At 63.0% G+C, this 23407-nt stretch carries 22 protein-coding genes; 8 read left to right on the top strand and 14 right to left on the bottom strand.

Annotated features, from left to right (window positions below; translation table 11 throughout):
• Positions 1-28 precede the first annotated feature (28 nt).
• From BLQ01_RS06065 to BLQ01_RS06095, 7 genes are read right to left on the bottom strand one after another with little or no spacing between them, the layout of a single operon-like run.
• Positions 29-886, bottom strand: coding sequence for an HpcH/HpaI aldolase/citrate lyase family protein (locus BLQ01_RS06065; RefSeq protein ID WP_091550617.1), 858 nt, complete (start codon positions 884-886; stop codon positions 29-31).
• Between the two features lie 42 nt (positions 887-928).
• Entirely contained in the window at positions 929-1414 is a 486-nt protein-coding gene (locus BLQ01_RS06070) for a MaoC family dehydratase (RefSeq protein ID WP_026541516.1), read from the bottom strand.
• On the bottom strand, positions 1411-2163 hold the full coding sequence (locus BLQ01_RS06075; protein ID WP_091550619.1) for a CoA transferase subunit B: 753 nt from the start codon (positions 2161-2163) through the stop codon (positions 1411-1413). The genes BLQ01_RS06070 and BLQ01_RS06075 overlap by 4 nt, the downstream gene beginning before the upstream one ends.
• Positions 2160-2963: a CoA transferase subunit A gene (locus tag BLQ01_RS06080; protein ID WP_091550620.1), complete on the bottom strand. Its 804-nt coding sequence runs from the start codon at positions 2961-2963 to the stop codon at positions 2160-2162. Before BLQ01_RS06080 ends, BLQ01_RS06075 begins: the two co-directional genes overlap by 4 nt.
• Before the next feature lie 20 nt (positions 2964-2983).
• A complete protein-coding gene (locus tag BLQ01_RS06085; protein WP_091550622.1) occupies positions 2984-4147 on the bottom strand; it encodes an acyl-CoA dehydrogenase family protein in 1164 nt (387 codons plus the stop codon).
• Entirely contained in the window at positions 4144-6330 is a 2187-nt protein-coding gene (locus BLQ01_RS06090) for an ATP-binding protein (protein WP_091550623.1), read from the bottom strand. The genes BLQ01_RS06085 and BLQ01_RS06090 overlap by 4 nt, the downstream gene beginning before the upstream one ends.
• Positions 6331-6332: 2 nt before the next feature.
• Complete coding sequence (locus BLQ01_RS06095; protein ID WP_091550625.1) at positions 6333-7943, bottom strand: carboxyl transferase domain-containing protein; 1611 nt, start codon at positions 7941-7943, stop codon at positions 6333-6335.
• A gap of 141 nt (positions 7944-8084) precedes the next feature.
• Between BLQ01_RS06095 and BLQ01_RS06100 the strand changes: the two genes are divergently transcribed.
• Positions 8085-8717 (top strand): SACE_7040 family transcriptional regulator, encoded by a 633-nt coding sequence (locus BLQ01_RS06100; RefSeq protein WP_026541511.1) that lies wholly within the window; start codon positions 8085-8087, stop codon positions 8715-8717.
• 41 nt (positions 8718-8758) lie between these two features.
• Here the strand turns inward: BLQ01_RS06100 and BLQ01_RS06105 are convergent, their stop codons facing one another.
• Together BLQ01_RS06105 and BLQ01_RS06110 are read right to left on the bottom strand one after the other, a co-directional pair.
• Entirely contained in the window at positions 8759-10615 is a 1857-nt protein-coding gene (locus tag BLQ01_RS06105) for an alpha/beta fold hydrolase (RefSeq protein WP_091550626.1), read from the bottom strand.
• Complete coding sequence (locus BLQ01_RS06110; protein ID WP_091550628.1) at positions 10612-11211, bottom strand: TetR/AcrR family transcriptional regulator; 600 nt, start codon at positions 11209-11211, stop codon at positions 10612-10614. The genes BLQ01_RS06105 and BLQ01_RS06110 overlap by 4 nt, the downstream gene beginning before the upstream one ends.
• A 233-nt stretch (positions 11212-11444) precedes the next feature.
• Between BLQ01_RS06110 and BLQ01_RS06115 the strand changes: the two genes are divergently transcribed.
• Complete coding sequence (locus tag BLQ01_RS06115; protein ID WP_026547294.1) at positions 11445-12317, top strand: NAD-dependent epimerase/dehydratase family protein; 873 nt, start codon at positions 11445-11447, stop codon at positions 12315-12317.
• A 77-nt stretch (positions 12318-12394) separates the two neighbouring features.
• Here the strand turns inward: BLQ01_RS06115 and BLQ01_RS06120 are convergent, their stop codons facing one another.
• The 3 genes from BLQ01_RS06120 to pdhA are packed head-to-tail and all read right to left on the bottom strand — an operon-like array spanning position 12395 to position 15989.
• Positions 12395-13795, bottom strand: coding sequence for a dihydrolipoamide acetyltransferase family protein (locus BLQ01_RS06120; protein ID WP_091550629.1), 1401 nt, complete (start codon positions 13793-13795; stop codon positions 12395-12397).
• Entirely contained in the window at positions 13792-14802 is a 1011-nt protein-coding gene (locus tag BLQ01_RS06125) for an alpha-ketoacid dehydrogenase subunit beta (RefSeq protein ID WP_091550631.1), read from the bottom strand. The genes BLQ01_RS06120 and BLQ01_RS06125 overlap by 4 nt, the downstream gene beginning before the upstream one ends.
• Positions 14802-15989, bottom strand: coding sequence for a pyruvate dehydrogenase (acetyl-transferring) E1 component subunit alpha (gene pdhA / locus BLQ01_RS06130; protein WP_026541506.1), 1188 nt, complete (start codon positions 15987-15989; stop codon positions 14802-14804). The genes BLQ01_RS06125 and pdhA overlap by 1 nt, the downstream gene beginning before the upstream one ends.
• 195 nt (positions 15990-16184) lie before the next feature.
• Between pdhA and BLQ01_RS06135 the strand changes: the two genes are divergently transcribed.
• From BLQ01_RS06135 to BLQ01_RS06155, 5 genes are all read left to right on the top strand, one after another.
• A complete protein-coding gene (locus tag BLQ01_RS06135; protein ID WP_026541505.1) occupies positions 16185-16655 on the top strand; it encodes an Lrp/AsnC family transcriptional regulator in 471 nt (156 codons plus the stop codon).
• A 148-nt stretch (positions 16656-16803) separates the two neighbouring features.
• On the top strand, positions 16804-17586 hold the full coding sequence (locus tag BLQ01_RS22300) for a hypothetical protein (RefSeq protein ID WP_254779254.1): 783 nt from the start codon (positions 16804-16806) through the stop codon (positions 17584-17586).
• Positions 17587-17715: 129 nt separating this feature from the next.
• Positions 17716-18123: a DUF4383 domain-containing protein gene (locus BLQ01_RS06145; protein WP_026541503.1), complete on the top strand. Its 408-nt coding sequence runs from the start codon at positions 17716-17718 to the stop codon at positions 18121-18123.
• A gap of 56 nt (positions 18124-18179) precedes the next feature.
• On the top strand, positions 18180-18785 hold the full coding sequence (locus tag BLQ01_RS06150; protein WP_026541502.1) for a hypothetical protein: 606 nt from the start codon (positions 18180-18182) through the stop codon (positions 18783-18785).
• Positions 18786-18861: 76 nt separating this feature from the next.
• Positions 18862-19881, top strand: a complete 1020-nt coding sequence (locus BLQ01_RS06155; RefSeq protein WP_091550633.1) for a PHP domain-containing protein — start codon at positions 18862-18864, stop codon at positions 19879-19881.
• Positions 19882-19980: 99 nt separating this feature from the next.
• Here the strand turns inward: BLQ01_RS06155 and BLQ01_RS06160 are convergent, their stop codons facing one another.
• A complete protein-coding gene (locus tag BLQ01_RS06160; RefSeq protein ID WP_026541500.1) occupies positions 19981-21600 on the bottom strand; it encodes a solute symporter family protein in 1620 nt (539 codons plus the stop codon).
• The gene (locus BLQ01_RS06165) at positions 21597-21977 is read right to left on the bottom strand and encodes a DUF485 domain-containing protein (RefSeq protein ID WP_026541499.1); all 381 of its coding nucleotides are present in this window, start codon (positions 21975-21977) and stop codon (positions 21597-21599) included. The genes BLQ01_RS06160 and BLQ01_RS06165 overlap by 4 nt, the downstream gene beginning before the upstream one ends.
• A gap of 216 nt (positions 21978-22193) precedes the next feature.
• Between BLQ01_RS06165 and BLQ01_RS06170 the strand changes: the two genes are divergently transcribed.
• Positions 22194-23396: a sensor histidine kinase gene (locus tag BLQ01_RS06170; protein WP_026541498.1), complete on the top strand. Its 1203-nt coding sequence runs from the start codon at positions 22194-22196 to the stop codon at positions 23394-23396.
• Positions 23397-23407 lie beyond the last annotated feature (11 nt).

The following is a 23407-nucleotide window of genomic DNA, read 5'->3' on the forward strand; positions in this document are numbered from 1 at the left end:
TTTGCCGCCGAAACATGGGCATCAACTGTCACCTCGCGGGGTGCCCGGCCCGGCGAAGGGTCGCTTGGGCGTGCTTGAGGATGGGCCCATCGATCATCTTGCCCCGGAATTGGAACACTCCCGTGCCTGCGGCGGCCGCAGCTTCCAGGAGCTCATTGGCCTGGCCAATGGCTTCGAGTGTTGGCGCATACGCCTCCCGTACCACCGCTACCTGGTTGGGATGGATGCAGGCTTTCGCTCCGAACCCGCTGGCAACGGCATCGTGGGATTCGGCCAACAGGCCCTCAAGATCCGGGATGTTCACATACACGGAGTCGATGGCTTCCTTGCCTGCGGCCTTGGCGGCGAGCAGTACAGCGGACCGGGAGTGAAGGGCAACAGCCCGGTACACGCCGTCGTCGTTCCTGCTGGAGAGGCCACCGAGGGAAGCCAGCAAGTCCTCTGCGCCCCACATCAGGCCCACGACGTTCGGCTCGGCAGCGATGGCCGGGGCGTGGACGATGCCCGCGGCGGTTTCGCACAAGGCGATGACGTCGAAACCAGCCAGCTCCCGCAATTGCTCCGCGCTCTCTGCTTTGGCGAGCATGATGGTGCGGTACGGCGTTTCAGCCAGGGCTTCGAGATCCAAGCCGAACTCGGGCGTCCCCACGGGATTCACCCGGACGATGGTTCGGCGCGGATCCAGACCGGCGCCCCCGGACCGTTCCAGAATCGCTTGGCGGGCCGCAGGCTTGTCCGCCGGCGCTACTGCATCTTCAAGGTCGAGGATGACGGCATCGGATCGATCAGCGGCCTTGCCGAAACGCTCCGGCCGGTCTGCAGGGCAGAAAAGAAGGGCCGGCCCCATGGTGAACACTGAAGTGGAGGGAGAATCGGGAGAAGGCATGGGGCTCCTGGCTGGTGGGTTCTGGCAAGGCAGGGAACGGATTCAAGGCTGGGCTGCGTGCGCTTCCTTGGTCCACATGAGGCAGGTCCGTGTTGCCAGCGCAACTACGGTCCCATCCTGGTTTCGACCGGTGTGCCGCATGGTCACCACACCTTGGCCCGGGCGGGATGACGACAACCGTTTTCCCGTGATTTCCGTTTCCGTGTACAGGGTATCGCCGTGATGGAGCGGGTGCGGAAAAGTGACATCCGTCAGGCCCAACTGCGCAATGATGGTGCCCTGCGTCAACTGGGTCACGGACTGGCCCACCATGGTGGACAGGGTGAACATCGAGTTCATCAGCCGCTGCCCGAAAGGTTGCCCCGCACTCCACGCCGCGTCCAAATGCAGCGCCTGGGTGTTCATGGTCATGGTGGTGAAGAGGACGTTGTCTGCCTCGGTGACCGTGCGTCCGGGCTTATGCGCGTAGATCACACCTTCTTCGAGCTCGTCGAAGTACAGCCCGCGCTGCTCGATGACCCGCGTCATACAGTGAGCTCCTGGTCTTCTTCGAACAAGTCCGCTCCGGTTGCCGCGAGGACGTCCTCAAGAGTGACGTTGGGAGCCAGTTCGCGCAGGACCAGGCGGGGGCCACCTTGGTCCTTGACGACGTCGATGACGGCCAGGTCCGTGATGATCCGGTCCACGCACCCTTTGCCTGTCAGGGGCAGCGTGCACTCCTGGACAATTTTCGGCCGGCCGCTGCGGTCTGCGTGTTCCATCATGACAATGACCTTCTTGGCACCGAACACCAGGTCCATCGCGCCGCCCATGCCCTTGACCATTTTGCCCGGGATCATCCAGTTGGCGAGGTCTCCGTTTGCGGCAACCTCCATGGCACCGAGTACTGCGACGTCAACGTGGCCGCCACGGATCATGCCGAACGAGGCCGACGAGTCGAAGAACGCAGCGCCGGGATTCGTGGTGACCGTTTCCTTGCCGGCGTTGATGAGGTCCGGATCGACCCTGTCCTCCGCTGGGTAGGGGCCAACTCCCAGGATCCCGTTCTCGGAGTGGAGAATGACTTCCACACCATCAGGGATGTAGTTGGGAATCAGCGTGGGCATCCCGATACCCAGGTTCACGTATTGCCCGTTGGCCAGCTCCCTGGCCACACGGGCGGCAAGTTCGTTGCGGGTCCAGCCTTTGGCTTCGTGGTGCTCGACGTCGGCGCGACGGTACTCGTGCCGGACGGCTTCGGGGCGGGGCGGAATATCGTGGAAAGTGTTCTCGGTCATCGTTCCGCTCCTGCCTGGGCTGTGGCGGATTGGCCTGCGCCGGCACTGGAGGCCAGCGCCACGGTCCGCTTCTCTATCCGCTTCTCACTCGAATTCGCCACCACTACCCGCTGGACGAAGATGCCCGGCGTGTGGATGTGTTCCGGGTCAAGCTCGCCGGGTTCCACCAACTCCTCAACCTCGGCAATGGTGGTCTTTGCCGCCATGGCACAGAGGGGGTTGAAGTTCATTGCAGTTGCGTGGAACACCAGGTTGCCGTGCCGGTCGCCCTTCCAGGCATGGACCAAACCGAAGTCAGGTGTCAGGGACTCTTCCAGCACATAGTCGGCGTCATTGAAGGTCCGCACTTCCTTGGGCGATGAGGCCAGCGCAACGTTGCCTTCGGCGTCGTACTTTTGTGGAAGTCCGCCCTCCGACACCTGGGTGCCCACACCGGCCTTGGTGTAGAAGGCCGGGATGCCGGCACCACCGGCACGCAGCTTCTCCGCCAGGGTGCCCTGCGGGGTGAGGACAACTTCCAACTCCCCCGCCAGATACTGCCGGGCAAATTCCTTGTTCTCGCCAACATACGAGCTGATGGTCCGGCGGATGCGGCCGTCTTTGAGGAGAATGCCAAGGCCCCAGTCGTCCACGCCGCAGTTGTTGCTGACCGTCTCAAGATCGGTGGTGCCTTGCCGGTGGAGGGCGTCAATCAGGGAAACGGGAATACCGCAGAGGCCGAACCCTCCCACAGCCAACGAGGCGCCGTCCGGGATGTCCTTCACCGCTTCCGCGGCGCTGGCAACAACCTTGTCAATCATCCTTGATCCTTCCCGTACGGTTACAGACCCAGCTCGCGGGCGATCAGCATCAACTGGACCTCTGTGGTGCCTTCCCCGATTTCAAGGATCTTGGAGTCGCGGTAATGGCGTGCCACCGTGAATTCGTTGATGAAGCCATAGCCGCCGAACACCTGGGTGGCGTCCCGTGCGTTGTCCATGGCTGCCTCGCCTGCGACCATCTTAGCGATGGCGGCTTCTGTCTTGAACGGCTTGCCTGCCAGCATCCGGGAGGCGGCGTCGTAGTAGGCAAGACGGGCAGTGTGGGCCCTGGCCTGCATCCTGGCGATCTTGAACTGGATGGCCTGGTACTTCCCGATGTTCTGCCCGAACGCGCTGCGTTCCTTGGCGTACTTCACGGACAGATCCACGCAACCCTGGGCTGCACCGGTGGCCAGCGCAGCTATGGCAATACGGCCCTCGTCAAGGATGGAGAGGAAGTTGGCATAGCCACGGCCGCGCTCGCCCAAAAGGTTCGCCTCGGGAACGCGGACGTTGTCCAAGGTGAGCGGGTGCGTGTCGGAGGCGTTCCAGCCCACCTTGTTGTACGGCTTCTCCGCCCTGAAACCGGGCGTGTCCGTCGGCACCAGGATGGTGGAGATTTCCTTCTTGGTGCTGCCGTCAGGGTTCTCCTTGTGTCCCGTCACTGCGGTCACCGTCACCAGCGAGGTGATGTCCGTGCCGGAGTTGGTGATGAACTCCTTGTTGCCGTTGATCACCCAGTCACCGTTGTCCAGGTGCGCGTTGGTCTTTGTCCCGCCGGCATCGGAGCCCGCTTCCCGTTCGGTCAGGCCAAACCCGGCCAGGGAACGTCCCGACGCCAGCTGCGGCAGCCATTCCTCCCTCTGGGCGTCCGTCCCGAAACGGTACACGGGCATGGCACCAAGTGAAACTCCGGCTTCAAGCGTGATCGCCACCGACTGGTCAACCCGGCCCAGTTGCTCCAGTGCCAGGGCAAGGGCAAAGTAGTCGCCGCCCATCCCGCCGAACTCCTCGGGGAAGGGCAGGCCGAACAAGCCCATCTCCCCCATCTGCTTCACAACCTCGTAGGGGAAACTGTGCTCTTCGTCGTGCTTGGCCGAAACGGGCGCAACAACCTCGTCGGCGAACTCGCGGACGGAGTCGCTCAGGTCCTGGTATTCCTCATTGAGTTCAAACGTGCTCATGCCTGGTCTTCCTTGTCTGTGGTGTTGCCCGGGTTCCTGCCGGCGGCCTCGTGATCTCCAGTGGCGTCGGCTGCGTGGATGGTGGCGAGCACCTGGTCGGCCTTGACCAGGTCGCCGGGTTTGCTGGTGAGGTGAACGGTTCCCGCGACCGAGGCCACCAACTGGTGTTCCATCTTCATCGCTTCCACGGCAAGGAGCGCCTGGCCTTCCTCAACTCTCTGGCCGTCTGCCACCGACACGGACACCACCGTTCCGGGCATTGGCGAGCGTACTTCCGGATCCGCGGCCCCTTCTTCGCGCTGGATGCCTGCAAGCATCCGGCGCAGGCGTTCTGCCCGGTCCAGGACCTCGAGCCTGCACGACCAACCGTTACTGCCGACGTGGATTTCGCGGGGATTACTTCCAACGGTCCCCACCGCGAAGGTGACTGGACCGTCGTCGAACTCCAACGCAATCGCATTGTCAGTTCGGTCCGACACCTTTACACTCACGGGGGCCCCGCCGTCGATCCTTGCCGTGAGGGTTCCGTCCCCTTCAGTGATGGAGACAGTGGAGACGGTACCGCCGGGCACCCCGAACGTCACCGTCCATGCGGCCCGGGCACCAAGACGCCACGAATCCGGAGTTGCCCACGCGTCGCCCGCCAGCGTCGCTCCGGTCCGTTCCAACCACAAGGTGAGAGCGGCGGCGATCAGCTCTACGGGACCTGCGTGCCGGAACTCCATGAACGGAAGACGGCGCTCGATCAAACCCGTATCCAGTTGCCCGGCGCGGACCTGGGGATCATTGATCAGCAGCCGCAGGTATTCAACATTCGTATCAACACCCAGCAAGGTGTACCGGCCAAGGGCAGCGTCCAGGGTATCCAGGGCCGCTTCCCGTTCCCCGCCCCAGGCGATGACCTTGGCAAGCATGGGATCGTAGTCCCCCGTGATCTCCAGGTTCTCCCGCATGGCCGAATCAATCCGCACATCCGCGTGCACCCTTTGCTGCCCTGACACGGACGGATCCCCGGCGCCCTGCTCTGCGAGCGCCACGATCCGGCCCATCGACGGCATGAAGTTCCGCTCGGGCACTTCCGCGTAAACGCGTGCCTCCACGGCGTGGCCATGAAGTACGACGTCGGACTGCGCCACGGTGAGCACCTCACCTGCGGCGATCCTCACCTGCCATTCCACGAGGTCGATGCCGGTGACCATTTCAGTAACCGGATGCTCCACCTGGAGCCGGGTGTTCATCTCCATGAAGAAGAACTCGTCAGGGTGTTGGTCCGAGACCAGGAACTCGACGGTTCCGGCGCCGCTGTAGTTGACGGACCTCGCCGCGTTGCAGGCTGCCTCACCGATGCGGGCCCGCTGCTCCGCGCCGTTCGGCAGCGATTCGAACAGGGCGGACGGGGCTTCTTCGATCACTTTCTGGTGGCGTCGCTGGAGGGAGCACTCGCGCTCGCCGAGGTGGATGACGTTGCCGTGGTTGTCGGCCAGGATTTGTACTTCGATGTGCCGGGGCGTGCTGATGAGCCGCTCCAGGAAAAGAGTGTCATCCCCGAACGCGGATGCCGCCACGCGCCTGGCCGTCACGAGGGTTGAGGCCATGTCTTCGGGCCGTTCCACCACATGCATGCCTTTGCCGCCACCACCGGCGGAGGGCTTAATCAGCAGGGGGAAACCCACCTCCGCTGCCGCCTCGATCAGTTCCTGGTCGGTCAGGCCGGGCTGGGCTATTCCCGGAACGCACGGCACGCCGTAGGCCATGACGTGGTTCTTGGACCGGATTTTGTCGCCCATGACGTCGATTGCACCAATTCCCGGCCCGATGAACGCGATGCCCGCGGACTCCAGCGCTTTGGCGAACTCCACATTCTCTGACAGGAAGCCGTAACCGGGGTGGACCGCTTCGGCGCCGCTTCGACGGCACGCCTCGATGATGGCATCGATTCTCAGGTAGCTTTCCGCAGGTGCGGTCCCACCGATTGCCACGGCGGTGTCGGCCAAGGCGACGTGCTTGGCGTCTTTGTCGGCGTCCGAGTACACAGCGACGGATCGAATGCCCATCGCCTTCAGGGTGCGGATGACACGACACGCGATCTCACCTCGGTTGGCAACGAGGACGGCGCTGAAACTGCGGGGTTCGACTTCCGGGCCCGATGGCGCGGGGGCTGTAGTTGTTGTTGGCAGGGTCATGGTCACATCCTGAAGAGGCCGAAGGCGGTCTCGGGCAGTTGCTGGCGGGAGAGGACATCCAAGGCCATTCCCAGAATCCGCCGGGTGTCAGCGGGATCGATGATGCCGTCGTCCCACAACCGGGCGGTGGAGTAATACGGACTTCCTTGGTCCTCGTACTGTTGCTTGATGGGCGCTTTGAAGGCTTCCTCATCCTCGGCAGACCATTCCTGGCCGGCCGCCTCGTACTGATCCCGTTTGACGGTTGCGAGGACACTGGAGGCCTGGTTTCCGCCCATTACGGAGATCCTTGCGGCCGGCCACATCCAGAGGAACCGCGGCGAATACGCGCGTCCGCACATGGAGTAGTTGCCCGCGCCGAAGGAACCGCCGATGACCACTGTCAGTTTGGGTACCCGGGCTGTTGCCACCGCGGTGACCATCTTGGCCCCGTTCTTGGCGATGCCGCCCTGTTCGTAGTCTTTGCCGACCATGAAGCCGGAGAGGTTCTGCAGGAAGACCAGGGGAATGCCACGCTGGTCGCAGAGCTCGATGAAGTGGGCTCCCTTCAAGGAAGACTCGCTGAAGAGGACCCCGTTGTTGGCAACGATCCCCACCGGATGGCCGTGCAGGTGCGCGAATCCGGTGACCAGGGTGGTGCCGTAGTTCTTCTTGAACTCATGGAACTCCGAGCCATCCACGAGCCTGGCAATGACTTCGCGGACGTCGTACTGTGCGTTCACGTCCACGGGAACCACCCCGTAGATTCCTGAAGGATCGACGACGGGCGGCAGGACGACGTCGGACACGTCCCAGGCCGGCTGCGCCGGCTTCGGCAAGGTTGCAACAATGTCCCGAACGATCTCCAGAGCGTGTTGGTCGTTCTCGGCCAAGTGGTCGGTAACCCCGGAAATCCTTGAATGGACGTCCCCGCCGCCCAGTTCCTCCGCGGTGACGATCTCGCCAATGGCCGCTTTCACCAGGGGAGGTCCGCCGAGGAAGATGGTGCCCTGGTTCCGAACGATGATGGTCTCATCGCTCATGGCAGGTACGTAGGCGCCACCTGCCGTGCACGATCCCATGACAGAGGCGATCTGCGGGATTTTGGCCGCTGACATTTTGGCCTGGTTGTAGAAGATCCGGCCAAAGTGCTCTTTGTCCGGGAAAACCTCGTCCTGCTTGGGAAGGAATGCTCCACCGGAATCTACGAGGTAGATGCAGGGCAGCTTGTTTTCCAAGGCGATCTCCTGGGCCCGGAGATGCTTTTTCACCGTCATGGGATAGTAGGTGCCGCCCTTGACGGTGGCGTCATTGGAGATCACCAGGACATGCCTGCCATGAACCAGCCCGATACCCGCGATCACCCCGGCACCTGGTGAATCGTCGTTGTACATTCCATTCGCAGCCAAGGGTGCGATCTCCAGGAATGGGCTGCCGTCATCGAGCAGATAGTCGATGCGTTCACGCGGCAGCAGTTTGCCGCGGGCGATGTGCCGCTCACGTGAGGCGGCCGGGCCGCCGAGGGCCGTGGTCGCCAAGCGTTCCTTGAGTTCTGCCACCAAGGCACGTTGTGCCGCTTGATTGGCTTCAAAGGTGCCACCGGCCGTTCCCGCCAGCTTGGAAATTGTCTCCATCGACCCCTGTTCCATTCCCGGCCGCAGGCCATTTCGGTTAGTGCCACGTAACTGAAATTTAGGTTAGTCTTTATTAACTGTGATGTCCAGCACAGCCGAACCAGCAGGGGTTGGGTCCGGCACTGGCACCTAGGAGGAAAAGTGACCGGAGGTCCGGAAGCAAGCAACAACGGCACCCGTGCCGCTGCAACGCAGCGGGGGCAGGCCAAGGAGCTCCGGCGACTGGCCCTGTTGTCCGCGGCCGCCGGACTCTTTGCGGAGAACGGTTTTACCCGCGTGTCCCTTGAAGATCTTGGCGCAGCAGCGGGAGTCAGCGGACCCGCCGTCTACCGGCACTTTCCAGGCAAGCAGGCGGTCCTCGGAGAGCTGCTGCTCAGCGTCAGCCGGGACTTGTTGGACGGCGGGTCAAAGGTGGTATCCGAAGCGGAGGACCCCCTGTCCGCGCTGAAGGGATTGATCCAATTCCAGGTCGACTTCGCGCTCAGCAACCCTGACGTCATCCGCGTTCAGGACCGGGACTTCGGAAGCCTCAGTGACACCGACCAGGCCGAAGTCAGGTCGCTCCAGCGCAGTTACGTCGAAACGTGGGTAGACGTCCTTGCCCGCCTCCACACCGACGCCGATGTCCCCGGCCTTCGGGTCCGGGCTCATGCAGCCTTCGGCCTTATCAACTCCACGCCCCACTCGGTGCGCCACCACGGCAGGAAAATTGCCGTGAAGTCAGCCAGGCCCATCCTCGAACAGATGGCCCTGGCTGCCCTCGTGCCGGCGTAATCACCAGCTCGTCCAACCGCCGAGTGAACCGCTGAGCCACCTCATGACGCAGCCGGACCGGCCGCCTTGGCGGTGCGATGGAACCCCTGATGCGAGTGGACCCCAAACGTGGGTGCACCCTGGAGGAGGGCGATGAGATCCCCGCCATGGGTCAGTTGCGGATGGTGCCCTGCACCCGGTACCCGGATCAGCTGGACCTGCGGAAGTGATTCAAGGCGCTCAACCATCTCCGGGGCGATGGGGTCATCGCTTCCCGTGATGATGCGGACACTGCCGCTGAATCGCCACAGCGCGTCCTGGAGTTCGGCGCGCCAATGCTTGGACCCGGCAAGGGCGAGGTGCTCAGCCACCCTCCTGCCGCGGCTTCGTTTGAGGTCGCTGACGCTGGACTCAAGGGCCGTGGCGTACCCTCCCGATCCTGTCAGCTGATGCGAGAGTCGGGTGGAGCCGGTGCGCCGGAAGTAGGTGCGCGCGAGAGGTTGCACCCTGGCCAATGCGCCCATTCGGGGCTGGAGGAAGAATGGTGCGATCAGCGTGAGGGACTTGACCTGCCCGGGGAACCGATCAGCAGCCACCACTGCCGCAGCCGCTCCGATGGAGTGGCCGATGAGGTCGGCGGGTTCGCCACCCAGGACAGCGGGCAGCCACTGCTCCCAGTCCTGAATGCCCGATCCACCGCTGAGGCCGAGTCCGGGCAGGTCGAGAACGCGTGCGCCGATCCCGGATGCGACGTCGGCCCATGTGTCTGCATTGACCGGCAAGCCGGGAAAGACAACCCTGCTGGAGTTGGCCGCGCCCAGCTCGAAGGTCCTCAGGCCACCAACGTTGACGAAACGACGGCCAGCACCTGAGACGGTGCCAAACCGATGCGCAGCCAGGTAGTCGGCCCAGCGCTCCAAGGCGACCAGCACGTCCGGCATGCGGATTCCATGCTTGCCTGCCAGTTCGATGGCGGATCCGGTGCGATAGCGGTCCTCTGACATGAACGTGAGCGTCTCGGGATCGGCCTTGGTGATCCGCTGCGGGAGCCGCTTGATCACACTGACCGGCATCCTGACCCGCGGGACCTTCGCGCCAAGATGTTCGCCCACATGGGTGAGCAGGTCTGCCAGTGGTGGGGTGGCGTCGTCGAGAATCCAATATGACTCGCCGGCAGCGGTGGGATCTACAGCTGCGGCCGTCATGAAAGCCGCCAGGTAGTCGACAGTGACCACCGGAAGGAATGTCCGTTGGTTTCCCGGCAATGCGGCAACGGTGCCGTTGTGGATTTGCTCAATGGTGGATGCCAGCCCGATGAGCTGATCGGACTCACCGGTCACGCTGTCACCGATCACGCTGGATGGATTGACCAGGGTCCAGGGCACTCCGCGTTCAAGGGCCCTGGCCTGGAAAATGGCGTCGGATTCGACCTTTGATGCCTCGTACGCGCCAAGTTCCTTGTATAACGCCTCGCGATGGTCATCGGACCATGGCACAGTCGCCGGGTCCTGTCCGCCAACCCGGTAGCCCGACACATGGACCACGCGCCGAAGATTGGGCAGCTCCGCGGCGAAGTCGATCAGCTTCTCGACGATGCCAACGTTCGCTTGGCGCGCCTCCCCGGCAGTCATCCCAAACCGGTACGATCCGGCGCAGTTGTGGATCTCGGTGACGAATTCGAATGCCGCTGGGCCACCGGCGATGATCCCGGCGGCATCGAAGTCGACGATCGCCGTGCTGATGCCCTGCGCAAGGCCATGCTCCCTTGCCCAGCGCTGGACACGGGCTCCGGAGGCGGCGGTTCGCACTGCTGCCGTGACGTGCGCGCCGGCTTCGGCAAGGGTAAGGACAAGGTGCCGGCCGACCATACCCGAGGCGCCGAAGACCAAGGCGTGGCGGGGCTTTTCATTCGAGGTCATCGCGCTCCCCCGGTGGCTTTGCAGCGCTGATCAATGAGTTCTGCGACGACGTCTGCGGCCGAAAGCAAGGGCTGGGTGCTCTGCATGGCACGGGAGAGGATCACCGCCCCTTCGATCATCGACACAACAACGGTTGCCAGGGACCGGGCTTCGGCGGCGTCAATACCATTGGCCTCCAGGAGCGCGGACGTGGGAGCAATCCAGGATTCGAAGGCAGCCGCGCAAGCCCCCCTCAGCCGCTCGTTCTCCGCACCCATCTCCAAAGTCACTACAGAGACCGGGCAACCCAGCCGGAAGTTGCTTCCGCTGACAAGGGAAGCCAGCGCCTCGATGGCAGCCCGGGCGGCCCCGGCGGCACTGCCTGCCGACACTGCCGCTTCAGCTATCAGCGTCTCGAACTGCTTTGCGGCGAGTTCGACCGCCGCGACGCCAAGTCCCTCCTTCCCGTCGGGGAAGTGGAAATAGATCGATCCCTTCGGGGCCGCGGCATGTTCGATCACGGCATTAAGCCCCGTTCCGCTGTAGCCGTTGGTCTGGATGAGTTCGAGCATTGACTCCGCGAGCCGCGCTTTGGTGAGGTTTCCTTTTGATGCCATGGAAAAATAATAGACCGGTCTATATATTTTTCCTAATGGCGCCCTTCACCGGATGTTTTGGCCCCGTGGGTGGCTTCGGCATGCCTAGGACTGCCAGGGCCAGCTTGGGAGGATGTTTTCTGCCGCGGCTCCCCTAGGCTGAAATTCGAAGCCCTGGCGAATCGACGCAGAGAAGCAACCGACCGAATTCGAAGCAGCAGGGCCCATGGACCATCGATGCAAAGGAGAAACCCATGAGGATTGCCGTCACCGGCGGAAGCGGAAAACTGGGCAGGAGCGTGGTCCGCCGGCTCACGCAGGATGGCCACCAGGTACTGAACTTGGACCGCACCGGAACCCGCGGCAAGGGATACGTCGCAGTGGATCTCCGCAATTATGGGCAGGTCCTTGATGTGGTCCTGGGCTTGGACGATCAACACGACGGCCTGGATGCCATTGTTCACCTGGCCGCCATCCCCGCACCGGGACTGGCCCCCGACGCCGCGATCTTCGAGAACAACATGGTCTCTACCTACAACGTGTTCCAGGCTGCACGGCGGGCGGGCATCAAGAAGGTGGTGTATGCCTCCAGCGAAACAGTGCTTGGACTCCCCTTCGACATCGCCCCTCCGTACATTCCCGTGGATGAAGAGTATGCGGCACGGCCGGAGAGCACTTACTCGCTGGTGAAGCATCTTGAGGAGCAGATGGCCATCCAGCTCACTAGGTGGGATCCGGAACTAAGCATCACGGCGCTGCGGTTCTCCAACGTCATGGACCCCGAGGACTACGATGCCTTCCCGTCCTTCGACTCCGAGGCAACACTGCGTAAATGGAATCTGTGGGGCTACATCGACGCCCGGGATGGCGCACTGGCAGTGGTCAGGACCCTGGAACATGCCGAACCGGGGTTCGAGGCTTTCATCATCGCCGCAGCCGACACCGTCATGAGTCGCAGCAGCGCGGAGTTGGCGGCGGAAGTCTTCCCCGGCGTCGAGATCCTCAAGGAACTGGGCGAGCACGAAACCATGTTGTCGATCGACAAAGCCCGCAGGCTCCTGGGCTTCGAACCCGAGCACAGCTGGCGGGCAGTCCATTCCAACCGCACTACTCCCACCGAGGACTGACGCGCGACGACCCATCCCTTAACTGCAGTTTCCTGCAAGCACTCGTAAAGGGATGGGCCGGCGCAGCTTCGGTACCGCTAGATCATGGTCATGACCATCGCGGGGTCGGCCAGAATGGCGCCAAGGTCCGCAAGGAACCGTGATCCCTGTTCACCGTCCACCAAGCGGTGGTCGAAGGACAGGCTGAGGGACATGACCTGGCGGACGGCGAGTTCGTCATTGACCACCCAGGGCGCCTTCCTTACCGCGCCCAGGGCAACAATGGCAGCCTCCCCGGGGTTCAGGATGGGAGTCCCGGCGTCGATGCCAAACACGCCGATGTTGGTGATCGAGATGGTCCCCCCGGACAGGTCGCCCGGGGAGGTCTTGCCCGCACGGGCGGTATCAGTCAGTTCCGTCAGCGCGGTGGAAAGCTCCCGCAACGACATCCTGTCCGCATCCTTGATGTTCGGTACCGTCAGGCCTCGCGGCGTTGCTGCGGCGATGCCCAGGTTGACGTAGTTGAACTGGACGATCTCCTGGCTGGCCTCGTCCCAGCGCGAATTCAGCGAGGGGTTGTTCCGCAACGCCACGAGGACAGCTTTGGCGGCGATGGTCAGCGGAGTCAACTTGAAGCCTTCGAAAGACCTGTTGCCCTTGAGCTTGGCCAACAACTCCATGGTTGCGGTGACGTCAACGGTCAGGAACTCTGTCACGTGGGGCGCAGTGAAAGCGCTTTGGACCATGGCCGCGGCCGTGAACTTCCGGACCCCCTTGATCGGTGTCCGGGTTTCCCGCCCGCCTTCGGCAGGGGGAACCTGAGCTTGCGCAGCAGCCGACGAAGCTCCGGAGAAATCCAGGACGTCATCGCGGGTGATGAGCCCACCCGGTCCGGTACCGGAGATGCGTTCAAGTTCGATTCCGAGATCGCGGGCAAGCTTTCGGACCGGCGGGGTGGATCGGGGACGCTCGGAGACTGCGGCTTCTGCCTGGGGCGAGGCTGCCGGCCCCGAAATCGCCGGGGCAGCAGGCGATTGCGGCTTGATTTCCTGGACCTGGCCGCGGGCACGCCGAGCGGGCCGGCCTGAATGTTCGACGACGGCGCCGTAACCCACCAGGTTCGGCTCACGTTTTGCCGGACTCCCCACAGCTTCGGCAGCGGCAGTGGCCGGTGCACCTTTCACAGAGGCCCCGCCGGCTGACCCACCGGCAGCGTCGGCCGCGCCTCCCCCGCTGGAGGACCCGGCGTCGTCCACCTCGAAGGAGACGATCGGCTTGCCGACTTCCACCACCGTGCCGGGCTGCTCATGGAGTTGGGCCACCACTCCGGCGAAGGGTGAGGGCAGCTCCACAACAGCCTTGGCTGTTTCCACCTCGGCAATGACCTGGTTCAGTGTGACGGTATCCCCCACCGCAACCTTCCAGCTGAGGATTTCCGATTCCGTCAGGCCTTCACCAAGATCCGGCAGCTTGAATTCCTTGATCATGGTGAGGTTCATCCTTCCAGTCCACTCAGCGAGTTGGGGCGGCCCATGGCGCGATCGACGCCGTCGAGGATCCGGTCCAGATCCGGCAGGTGGTGCATCTCGAGCTTGGAGTAGGGGTAGGGCACATCGAAGCCTGTGATGCGGACGGGAGCAGACTCCAGGTAATGGAAGCAACGCTCAGTGATGCTCGCGGCTATTTCCGCGCCGAGGCCACCGGACTGGCCCGCCTCGTGGGTAATGACCAAGCGGCCTGTCTTCCGGACGGAGGCTTCCACCACGGGGTAGTCGACGGGGGCCAGCGAACGGAGGTCGATAACCTCCACGGAGACGCCCTCATCCGCTGCTGCCATCGCGGCATCCTTGGCGGTTTTCACCAAGGGGCCGTACGCCACCAGCGTCACATCGGAACCGGCGCTGACCACGGCAGCCTTGTCCATCGGAAGGGCCGTGGAGAGGTCGATGGTTTCATCGACGTCGCCTTTGTCGTGATAGCGCCGTTTGGGTTCGAAGTAGAGGACAGGATCATCCGAAGCTATGGCCTGCTGGATCATGGTGTAGGCATCCTGGGGATTGGATACAGCGACCACCCGGAGGCCGGAGGTGTGGGTGAAGTAGGCCTCCGGTGATTCGGAGTGGTGCTCCGGGGATCCAATGCCGCCACCAAAGGGCACGCGGATGGTGATGGGCATCTTGACCCGCCCCTGGGTGCGGTAATGCATCTTGGCTACCTGGCTGACGATTTGGTCGAAGGCAGGGTAGATGAATCCATCGAACTGGATCTCGCACACGGGACGGTAGCCCCGGTAGGCAAGGCCAACGGCAGTGCCGATGATGCCGGACTCCGCCAAAGGGGAATCAATGACCCGGTGTTTCCCGAAGTCTTTCTGGAGGCCATCGGTGACACGGAAGACGCCGCCGAGGGAGCCGATGTCCTCACCCATGAGGACAACTTTGGGATCGTTCTCGAGCGACTTGCGGAGGCCGGCGTTGATGGCACGGGCAAACGTGAGCTTGGACATCAGAGCGCACCTTCCTCGACTGGCTGGTTGAACCCGCTTGGCTGGCTGAAACTGTTCAGATAGCGCGAGTAATGGTCCTTCTGGCGTTCGATCCAGGAATTGGGCGTGCTGTAGACGTGATTGAAGACCTCCAACGGCTGCGGGTCGGGCATCCCGATGCAGCTGGAACGGAGCTCGGCTGCAACCGCATCAGCCTTGGCCTTGACGCGGGCTTCGACGTCCTCGGTGAGCAGGCCTTTGGTTTCAAGGAGCTTGCGCAGCCGGAGGATGGGATCCTTCGCGGCCCAATCTTCCAGTTCAATGGGGTCACGGTACCTGGTGGGGTCATCGGCTGTGGTGTGCGGGCCCATGCGGTAAGTGACAGCCTCAATAAAGGTCGGTCCCCCGCCGTTGCGTGCACGGTCAAGTGCCACACGCGTGGCAGCCATGACAGCAAGGACGTCGTTGCCGTCCACCCGGATGCTCGGAATGCCGAATCCAGTGGGCCTGTCAGCCAGTTGCACGTGTGACTGTATGCGGACAGGTTCGGAGATGGCCCAATGGTTGTTCTGGCAAAAGAACACCACGGGGGCTTGGTAGCTGGCGGCGAACACCATGGCCTCGTTCACGTCGCCTTCGCTGGTGGCGCCATCACCGAAGTAGGCCAGTACGGCCGTGTTGGCGCCATCGAGTTGAACTCCCATGGCGTATCCCGTGGCGTGCAGGCTTTGGGACCCGATGATGATCTGGGGCGTGGCAAGCTTGATGCGCTGCGGGTCCCACCCGTAGGAGGCATTGCCCCGCCAAACGCGGGCGATCTCGGACAGGTGCGCACCCCGGACGTAGGCCACACCGCTTTCGCGGTAGCTCGGGAAGACAAAGTCGTCATCTCGGAGTGAACGGCTCGAGCCGATCTGGGCCGCCTCCTGGCCAAGGAGCGGCGGCCAGAGCGCCAACTCGCCCTGACGTTGGAGCGCCGTCGCCTCGGCGTCAATGCGGCGGATAACTGTCATGTCCTCAAACAAGGAGCACAGTTGCTCGTCTCCGACGTCCTTGACCCAAACATCGAACTCCGGGTGGCTGATCCGTTCCCCGTCCGGGGACACCAACTGGAGCAGATTGCCACCAGTCCTCAAGGGATTTTGTGCACTATGTCCTGGGCCCGGAGTGTCATGGTGCACTCCCTTGCCCGCCTGATCCGTCAACACAGGTGATCGCAACCTTCCGGCTCGTTTTCGTCGGCGCTGGCGGAACTTGTGATCCTGCCGCAGACCGGCCCTCCGGCACCTTCGCCGGAGTTAATTGTGACCCTACTCACAAGGCGCATCGGGTACAACCACCCTCCGGGAAATTGAGCATCCTGCCCTGTTTGGACCCTTGGGACCGTGCTAATCTTGCGCATTATGCAACCCTTGGATGGCACTGACACCCGGCTCCTTTCCGCCATGGCAAAGGACCCCCGCGGGACAGTTGTGGCCTTGGCCCAAAAGCTGGGCCTCTCCCGCAACACCGTGCAGGCCCGCATGGCCTTGTTGGAGAAGAAGCACGCGTTTCTGTCCTTTGAGCGCAGGATCAACCCGGCTGCCCTCGGCTACCCGTTGACTGCATTCATCACAGTCCACGTACAACAGCAAAAGCTCGCCTCGCTGGCGCAGGATCTTGCGGACATTCCGGAGATCCTCGAAGGCTTTGGCCTGACGGGTTCGGCGGATCTGCTCCTGCGCGTTGTCGCGTTGGACGCAGAGGACCTGTACCGGATAAACGGAAAAATCCTTGGCTGCGACGGTGTGGAAAGGACCGATACAGCGCTGGCGATGCGGGAGATGATTCCCTACCGCGTCCAACCGTTGCTGGGACGGCGCTCCGGGGACTGAAAAGCCCCACTCACCTGCGGTTTTCTGCGAGGCGGTACTTGCCCGGGGAACCCGCATGCGATTGGATGCAAGAGGACGTATCGGGGGCCGGCCAGAGGACCCCGGCCATGTGGTGGCCCTGCCGAAGGCTGCTGAAAGGGGCACTACCGTGAGCAACCCGCAAGAACCCGGGCAACCCAACCCCCACTACCCGGGCAACAACCCGCCGCCGGTTCCGCCGGGCCCCGGTTACCAGGCACAGCCCGGCGCCGCGCCGCAGTGGCAGCAGCCGCCGTCGTCCACGCCTGCTGGACCTGGCGGTCCCGGGTCCGGAAACCCGCCGTATGGCGGCCCCACCTACGGCGCCCCACAGCCCGGAGCACCCGGCCAGGACGCCAACAACCCCTACCCGCAGGGACAAAACGCCTACGCCCCCGGCCAGAACCCTTACCCGGAGAACCCTTACCCGCAGGGCCAATTCCAGCCCGGGCAGTACCCTCCGGGCCAATTCGGGCAACCGCCGGCCAAGAAGAGCAGGAAGGTTTTATGGATCGTCCTTAGCATCGTTGGCGGTGTGATCGTCCTGGCCGTGGTTGGCATTGTGCTGCTGGTCAACCTCGTGGGCAATGCGACGTCCAAAGCCAGGTCGCTGGCTGACGAATTCACCAACCTGGTGGTCTCCGGCCATACAGAGCAGGCCTACGATAACTACCTGAGCCAGCCGCTGAAGGACGAGCTGGACAAGGATTCGTTCATGGACGGCATTGCCAGCCTGAACCTGGATGCCTCATGCAAACCGAACTACAACTCGGTGAACGTGAACAACAACAACGGCAACAACAAGGCCGATCTTTCCGGGACTTTGCAGTGCGACGGCAAGACCATAAATCTCCAGTACGTCTTCGAGGGCACCAACGACCTCAAAATGAGCAGCATCCGTCTTCGCCCGTAATTGCAGCAAAGAAATTTCCGCAGTACCACCCATCCACCTGCGCATATGGTCCGAATCCCTGCTTGAGAGCCCCAGCCGGGGCTCAGCAGGACGGCCGGAACAACCGGCCATCATCGGAAGGCCCGGACCATGCGTACTTCGCCCAATCGCCTGATCGCCACCATCTTCGGAGCTGTCTACCTCCTGGTAGGCGTGCTCGGATTCTTTGTTACCTCGGGAATCGGCTTCTTCGCCACCGAGGGCGCCAACCTGATCATCTTCGCCGTGAACCCCCTCCACAACATCATCCACCTGGCCATTGGCGCCGCCCTTCTGTACTCCGGCATGAACAGCGTCACGCTGTCCAAGTCGGTCAACACCGCTGTCGGTGGCGTCTACCTCCTGGTAGGCATCCTGGGCCTGTTCCTGGTGGGTTCCTCACTGAACATCATCGCCCTCAACGGCGCGGACAACGTCCTGCACCTCGCCAGCGCCGTGGTCCTGCTCGGTGTTGCCCTGTCCCAGGACAAGGCCGCAGTAGCTTCCGCCCACGCCTGATCCGCCTGAACAGCGCCTGAACAGACTCATCAAGCAGCGATAGGACGGCAAGGACCATGGAACGCAGAAACCACCCCACACTGAACGCAGCCACCCTCCTGTTCGTGTACTTCGCAGCGATGGCCGCCGGGATGGTCGAGCTTTCACTTGCCGCCGGATATCTGACGGGAAACACCTCAGCGACACCGGGAACCGTGATCAGCGGCGTCGCAACCCTCACCGCGGGCCTGGCCTTCCTGGGTTGGTCCCTGTGGGGATTGCACCGCAACGCCCTGGTTTTCGCCCGATGGGCGTTTCCTGTTCTCTCGGTTGCTGCGGCGGCGCACCTTGCAGTCACGGTTGCCGAAGTCAGTGCCCTCCGCTCGCTTGATGTGAGCCACGTTGCCGCCCTCGGCCTGACGCTCATGGCACTTGCCGGGGCGGGCTGGCTGAGGCGGCAGCATAAGACCAACGACGGCGGCGCCCACGGCCAGCCAAGGACCGGGCGGCTTCTGGCAGCCGCGTTCGGAGCCGCCGTCGTTGTTGCCTCAGTGGCAACACCCGGGCTGGCTGCCTCAATGGCAGGACAACACGCCGTCCCGCATGGCGAGCACGGCCAGTCCCCACATGAAGAAAGCGGCCAGGGCTCCAATCCCGCCCTGGTCCCGGGTCGCCACCACTAGTTGACGGCGACCAAACCGGCGCACCATCGACAATGCCCACTGTTGATGGTGCGCCCGGTTCGTGGATCATGGAGCCATGGATCCTATCGAGGCGCTCGACGAAATCTCCTTTTGGCTCGAACGCAGCCAAGCCCCCACCTTCAAGGTCCAGGCCTTCCGAAAGGCGGCCGACGCCGTGCGGCAGCTATCGCCCGAACAACTGGCGAAGCTTACAGGCAGCGGGCGGATCACCAGCCTCAAAGGCGTCGGCAACCGGAGCGCTGAAGTCATCACGCAGGCCCTCGAAGACCGGGTACCGGACTATCTTGCGGACCTGCGCGAGCGCGGAACGGAATCGTTGGCATCCGGTGGGGACACGCTGCGGGCGGCTCTTCGTGGCGACCTCCACAGTCACAGCAACTGGTCCGACGGCGGCTCCCCCATCGAAGCAATGGTGGCAGCGGCCCGGACGCTCGGCCGTGAGTATCTTGCCCTCACGGACCACTCCCCCAATCTGACCATCGCCAATGGCCTGAGCGTGGAACGGCTTGAAAAGCAGCTCGGCGTGGTGGATGGGATCAACGCAAGCTCTGATGGTTTCCGCCTCCTGAAAGGAATTGAAGTAGATATCCTCGAGGACGGAACCCTGGACCAGACTCCCCCCATGCTGGCCCAGTTGGATGTGGTGGTCGCCAGCGTCCACTCCAAGCTCCGCTCGGACAAAAAAACCATGACAACGCGGATGCTGGGCGGCATCAGCGATCCCCATACCAACGTGCTGGGGCATTGCACCGGGCGCCTGGTCCAGGGATCGCGGGGAACACGGCCCGAATCCGAATTCGATGCCGCAAGAGTTTTCAAGGAGTGCGCGGAGTGGGGTGTCGCGGTCGAAATCAATTCCCGTCCCGAACGGCAGGACCCGCCGGACAACCTCATTGCCATGGCCTTGGACGCAGGCTGCCTCTTCAGCATCGACAGTGACGCCCACGCTCCCGGCCAACTGGATTTCCTGCAGTACGGGGCAGAACGCGCTGAGAGACTGGGGGTGCCCAAGGAACGGATCGTCACCACCTGGCCACTGGAACAACTGAGGGAATGGCTCGGCTTGAAGAAGTAGAGAGGTACCCGGCCGGGCGAAAGCCCAGCACACAAAAGGCTCCGCCTGCGCGTTCGCAGGCGGAGCCTTTTATGGTGGCGGGTCTATCTCTGCGCGGCCTTAGTGGTCTACGGCTTTCTCGGCACCGACACCTGTCAGCGAGCGCACTTCCATCTCCGCCTGCTTGGCCGGATCTTCACGGCGCTTGTCCAGGACGGTTCCGAGCCACCCCAGGAAGAATGCCAATGGAATGGACACGATTCCCGGGTTGCTCAGCGGGAACAGGGCGAAGTTCGCTCCGGGGATCATGGAGGTCTTGGCACCGGAAACCACGGGCGAGAACGTGATGAGCAGGATGGCCGCAGCCAAGCCGCCGTACATGCTCCAAACAGCGCCCTGGGTGGTGAACTTCTTCCAGAACAGGGAGTAGACGATCGTGGGCAGGTTTGCCGAGGCTGCGACGGCGAAAGCCAGCGCCACCAGGAACGCCACGTTCTGGCCATTGGCAAAGATGCCCCCCAGAATCGCGAGGACGCCGATCACCACAACGGTGCGGCGCGCCACCTTCACTTCGGTGGTTGCATCGGCCTTGCCCTTGGCGATGACGTTTGCGTAGATATCGTGGGCAAACGAAGCAGCGGCCGTGATGGTCAAGCCGGCCACTACGGCAAGGATGGTGGCGAAAGCGACCGCCGAAATGAATCCCAGGAGCAGCGGCCCACCCAGGTGGAAGGCCAGCAGGGGTGCGGCAGAATTGACTCCACCGGGCGCGGACTTGATGGTTTCCGCGCCAACCAAGGCAGCTGCGCCGTAGCCAAGCACCAGGGTAAAGAGGTAGAAGAGGCCGATCAACCAGATCGCCCAGACAACGGATTTGCGTGCTTCCTTGGCCGTGGGAACGGTGTAGAAGCGCATCAGGACGTGCGGCAGGGCGGCTGTACCGAGGACGAGCGCCAGTCCGAGGGACATGAAGTCCAGTTTGGACGTTTCGGTCTTGCCGTACTGCAGTCCCGGGTTGAGGATGTTCGGGTTGTTGGCAGCCTCAGCGGCCGAACCCAACAGGCTGGAGAGGTTGAAACCGTAAATGGCCAGCACCATGGCGGTCATCACGGCTGCACCGGCGATCAGCAGGATGGCTTTGATGATCTGCACCCAGGTGGTGCCTTTCATGCCACCGATCAGTACATACATGATCATGAGTGCGCCGACGACGATGATCACCAAGGCTTGCCCGCCCCAGTCGCTGATGCCCAGCAGGAGCGAAATCAAGCTGCCTGCACCCGCCATCTGGGCGAGGAGGTAGAAGAAGCAGACGGCCAGGGTGGAGAGGGCCGCGGCAATCCGAACGGGGCGTTGGCGCAACCGGAAGGACAGGACGTCGGCCATGGTGAACTTGCCGGTGTTGCGGAGCAGTTCCGCCACCAGGAGCAAGGCCACCAGCCAGGCGACCAGGAAGCCGATGGAGTAGAGGAAACCGTCATATCCATTGATGGCGATGGCACCGGTGATGCCGAGGAACGAAGCCGCGGACAGGTAGTCGCCTGCGATGGCCGTGCCGTTCTGGGAGCCAGTGAATGACCGCCCCGCTGCGTAGTAGTCCGCTGCGGTCTTGTTGTTCCGGCTGGCCCGGAAGACGATCACCATGGTGACCGCCACGAAGAGGGCAAATATGCCCATGTTGAGCAGGGTGGTGTCCTTCAACGCTGCTACGTTCACTGCTGCCGGGACCATGGTGTTCATTTGGCTGCCCCGTTGATCACATTGCCGTCCTTATCAAATTCGTGGCCCTCGATCTCGTTGCGGATTTCTGCAGCGATGGGGTCAAGCTTCCGGTTGGAGTAGCTCACGTACCAGGCCGTGATGCCGAAGGTGGTGACGAATTGCAGCAGCCCGAGAAGCAGGCCGACGTTGATATTGCCCCAAACCTTGATGGACATGAAGCCCACCGCGTAGTCAGCCAAAAGGACATACGCGAAATACCACAGCAGGAATACCACTGCCATGGGAAAGACGAAACTGCGGTGTCGTTTGCGCAGTGTCTTGAACCGTTCCGTCTGTTGGACTTCCTGGAAGTCCACGGACGCCGTTGCGTCCTGGGGTTGGGCCTCATTACCCATGGTTCCTCCTGATTGTGATGTGTCCACATCGGCTCCACACGCCTCGCCAATGTGACTGCAATCACTATCGAACGCGTCGGGGTACGTGTTCCAGAGCCTCGCCCGCAGCCGTCGCCCAGCGGTTGCGGTGCTGCGCCAAACGGTGGCCTGAGGTTCGACGGCCGGTATTTCCGGTGCTTGGAAAAGATGCGGGAGCGGTCCGGCTACGCTGGCCTTATGCCCGATTCACCGCTTCTCACCGCAGCCGCGATCGCTGTGATCGTGCTGGCTGTCGCCGTCGTGGTTGGCGTTGGCTACAAGGTGATGCGTTCCTTCCGGGACCTTGGCACCGACGCCGAGCGCGCCACCTACAACACGTTGCATGCAGCCTCCCGTGCCGGCCAGCACCTGAGGGGTGGCCTGCAACCTGCCGGGGCGGCCAAAGCCAGCAGGCAGCTTCGGGTCCTTCTGGGCTGCGACGCCTTGGCCATCACGGACACAGATTCGGTGCTGGCCTGGGATGGCACCGCAGAAGAACTCAGGTCGTCGCTGATGCGTCTTGCTACCGAAGTACTCACCACCGGACGAACCGTGGTGGTGCCCCACGGCGGGCGCCGGTCTACCGGAAAGCCGGAGCACGGGACCCATGATTTCAGCGTGGTGATTGCTCCCATCCGTTCCGGTTCCAAGGTGGTCGGTTCGGTGGCGGCCCTGGCGCCGGCAGCAGGGGCCGGGCTGGTGAGGGCCACCAGCGAGGTTGCGGACTGGATTGCCGCCCAGCTGGAACTCACGGAGCTTGAAGCCTCACGGACGTTGCTGATGGAGGCTGAGGTCAGGGCGTTGCGTGCTCAAATCAGCCCTCATTTCATCTACAACTCCCTCAACGCCATTGCTTCCTTCATCAACACCGATCCTGCCAGGGCCAGGGAGCTGGTGGTGGAGTTTGCAGACTTCACCCGGTACTCCTTCCGGCGCCACGGCGACTTCACCACAGTGGCCGAGGAACTTCGCTGCATTGACCGCTATCTTTTGCTGGAACGGGCACGCTTTGGTGAGCGCGTCCAAGTGAGCCTCCGGATCGCCCCGGAGGTCCTCAGCACAGTGATCCCCTTCCTCAGCCTGCAACCACTGGTGGAAAACGCGGTCCGCCATGGCCTGGAAGCCAGGGATGGCCCGGGCCACATCACCATCTGCGCCAACGATGCCGGCGCGTTCGCCGAAGTGACCATCGAGGACGACGGCGTGGGCATGGACCCGGAGCACCTGCGCTCGGTGCTGGCCGGGCACACCGATGGCATCCACGTGGGACTGCGCAACGTGGACGCGCGCTTGCGCCAGGTCTACGGCGATGAACACGGACTGGTCATCGACACCGCCCCAGGTGAAGGGACCCTGATCACCATGCGGGTGCCCAAATCCCAGCCCGGGCATGACGCTTGAGGTGAAGGTTA

The organism is Arthrobacter sp. UNCCL28, assembly GCF_900102805.1.
GTDB lineage: Bacteria > Actinomycetota > Actinomycetes > Actinomycetales > Micrococcaceae > Arthrobacter > Arthrobacter nicotinovorans_A.